At 38.8% G+C, this 3548-nt stretch carries 2 protein-coding genes; both read right to left on the bottom strand.

The genetic code is table 11. The features are described 5' to 3' along the window. Nucleotides 1-1180: RagB/SusD family nutrient uptake outer membrane protein (locus Q8907_14465; GenBank protein ID MDP4275475.1), on the bottom strand; the 1180-nt coding region annotated here is incomplete at its 3' end. Between the two features lie 19 nt (nucleotides 1181-1199). Further along, nucleotides 1200-3548: SusC/RagA family TonB-linked outer membrane protein (locus tag Q8907_14460; protein MDP4275474.1), on the bottom strand; the 2349-nt coding region annotated here is incomplete at its 5' end.

The following is a 3548-nucleotide window of genomic DNA, read 5'->3' as shown; positions in this document are numbered from 1 at the left end:
CCACATAAAACCTTGGATCCCTGTTGGCATAAGGATTTTGTTCACTATAATGTCCCAATGCAATGGCCGCCTGTCTGTCAGCATCTGTATTCAAAGGATCGCCCCATTTGGTTTCAAATTTATCAACAGTATTCTGGGTGGGATTTTCTCCTGAAAAAGAACCCGTATTAGCTGCAAAAACCCCATTCTGAAGACCACAAAGATCGCCATTATTATAATTCTTATTTTCAGCACTCCAACCCCAAATTTCTTCATCAGAATAACGGGTATTAATATAATTTAATTTATAGTCAGCTTGCGGATACATGAAATAGCCCCAGCTTAAGGCACTGTCCAATGCAACCCAATTAGCCTTTGCAGCATTTTCCCAATCGGTTTTCCCTAGTTCATTGTTCAACGGGCTAGCAGCATATAATAAGACACGTCCTTTCATGGCCAAGGCAGTAACTCCGTTAGGCCTGAATAAATTATCATTGTTTAAATGTCCGGCACCGCCAACAGCCGGATTATCCCTTCTCATCATTCCGGCCTTTTCAAAATAGAAAAATGCGGAATCCATATCGGCAGCAATTTTCATCAATGTCTCATGATTGGACAAACGGGGGATATCCCATTGGTCATTAGGCCCCAACACCTTGGTTATATAAGGCATCCTACCCCAGAATTTGAACAGGGTAAAATGAGCAAAGCCCCTGCAAAAATATGCCTGGGCAATAAAATCCGCTTTATCCTGCTCAGTGGCATTTTTCAACTGGTTGATTTTTTCCAAAGTCATGTTGCAAATTCTGATAATGGTAAACATGGATAGTTCTATAGGACGTCTGGCACCATCGGTAGTCATCTTGTTAACCAAAGTTCCCATCTGACCTCCTTTAATAGTCTGGCTATCCATCAAACGTCCCTCATCGCTCATATCGGTTAATGCTTCCAGGGGATATTTCTGGTCCCAAAAGGAGAAATAAAGCGGGAAAGCAGTCTGAATATTCACATTTTGTTTACTGGAATTCTGCCCCTTATAAACAGCATCAAAAAACAATTTAAAATTTTCATATTTTGAGAACACGTCATCCTCGCTTAAACCTGCTTCCGGAGCCTTATCCAGATAACTGTCCAGGCAGGAGGTCAGAAAAAACATCATCAGACCGGTACACAAGAATATGATAGAATATCTTTTTTTCATGATCATTCAATTTAAGATTTTAGAAAGATAATTTCATACCAAAAACAATGGTACTTAACTGCGGATAAAATCCCTGCTGAAAATCTTTCCGTTCAGGATCGCCTTCTATCAAGGAAGTAACCGTAAATAAATTATTTCCGGTAGCATAAACATTCAGCGCGGATACACCCATTAACCGTTTCATAAAAGAAGAAGTAAAATTATAACCCAGATAAACTTCTTTTAACCTTACATAATCAGCTCTTCTCCAAAAACGGTCCTGTATTTTAGTATTGTAGCCAGAAGCTGCTTCTCCTCCACCCCATGCAATATTAGCGACACTTCCGCCAGCAGAATAATGTAAGGTAGAATGATTAGCACTTAGATTGGTTGGGGTCCAATAATCCAACTGAGAAGTATGAACAGAGTAATCTCCTTTAATAAATTCACATTCAAAAGTCTGATTATAGTCTACATATTTCCCTTCATTTCCCTGGAACATAAACGAGAATTCCCAACCCTTATAACTGAGTCCACTTGAAAGAGAAAAAGTGACTGGAGGATATAAATTCCCTTTAATGGGATGTTTATCCAAACTGGTGATGGAACCATCCGCATTATAATCACAATATCTGTAATCTCCGACATTAAGCTGAGACAGGGTTACAGGTGCCGGGTTATTATGAATATCATCAATTGAAGTAAAATAACCGGAACCACTTAAAGTAACGCCATTAGTCTGTGAGCCTAAAGGCTTTTCTGCACGTTTCTGATATTCAGGAGTATTTACAGGATCATCTTCAAAAATAACCCTGTTTTCATTAAACCCGAATATACCCCTTACAAAATAATTCAGTTTTGAATGAGTGGTTTTATTAAACTCTGCTTCAACTTCTATTCCGTGTTTTTTCAATTTCCCCTTATTTAATTCCTTGAAGGAACTTCCGACAAGGAAAGTAACGGTTTGTGGGGTAAGCAACATTTTATCACGCTGCTCATCAAAAAGATCAACACTCAATGTAAAGAGGCTGTTAAAGACACCAATTTCAGTACCAATATCCCTTTTGCGGGCTTCTTCCCACTGGGCAAAAGTATTAGCGCCTTTGTCTTCGCGGATATACCCAGCAGGATCTTTATAATAATTGCTGATGTACAGCCACCTGTTGGCAGCAGCATCACTACCGGTCAAACCATCAGAATAACGTAATTTTAATTTGTTCATCCATGGAACTGCATTCTTGAAAAAGGGTTCCTCAGAGATAGTCCATCCCACAGCTGCTGAAGGGAAAAATCCAAAACGGTTTGAAGGAGCAAAACGTTCAGAGCCCGTATATCCCACATTAAATTCCACTAAATATTTATGTTTAAAATCGTAAGTAGCCCTTCCGACCAAAGCTTCATTATAATATGGGAAATCAGTCCCCTGATCCTTCTCCTGACGGTTCATCAGGGCCAGTGCCGTTACATAATGATTTCCAAAGGAACGGTTATAATTCAGGGACATTTCATAATATAAATCCTTATAATAATTGCTCTGCAATCCGCCCACATTCAAATCAACAGGAGGCAAATTATACACTTCGTTTCCCTGTCCATTTCTTATCCATGGATTTTGACTTGTGCCAATTTTCGAATAGTCAAGTACATATTCCGGAAATGAATAACTGGCCGTCAAATCAATGGTCTGATAATAGGTACTCAAAGATACTTTACCTTTTGCAGACAAACCCGGAGTAATAAAATCAAGTTTCTGTTCCAGCATCAGATCGGTAAACAATTTTGATTCATTATATTTATTAAAAGATCCATTATATAATGTTGAATATGGATTCGCGGTAATTTCCCCAAATGATGCAGCCAATCGGGATCCCTTAGCGTCAGGATAGTCCTTATCCGGTATGCTGTCCAAAACCCAAGCCGGGAAATATGCAGGGAACCGGGCAGGTGATATTGCATATAAACCATACCAGGGAGAGTTTGAAGGTTGATTCTTGACACCTATTTCGCCACCTACATTCAAAGATAATTCTGTGGTTTTTGTCAAAGCAAAGTCCAAATTTGCCCGGTAATTAAAACGGTTGTACTTATATCGCGCATCATCATATCCATTGTGATAAGCTTTGAACAAATCGCCCTGGTATAAATACCCCATGGATGCAAAATATTTTACAAAATTGGTTCCGCCCTGTAAATTAATGTTGGCATTAACTTCAGGCGCAAATTTATTGGTCAATTCCTTAAACCAGTTTACATCCGGATATTCAAGTGCCATAATGGGTGATGAGGGATTTTTATATTGATTCAGTACATCCTGTGAAATCAAATCGGTAAATTGTTGTTGATTCATAAATGCAACATTCAACATTTGCATAGTAGTATATGAACTAAT

The organism is Bacteroidota bacterium (assembly GCA_030706565.1).
In the GTDB taxonomy this organism is placed as follows: Bacteria; Bacteroidota; Bacteroidia; order Bacteroidales; family JAUZOH01; genus JAUZOH01.
The sequence above is the reverse complement of the archived record's forward strand: the minus strand, read 5'-3'. Positions and strand labels throughout refer to the sequence as shown.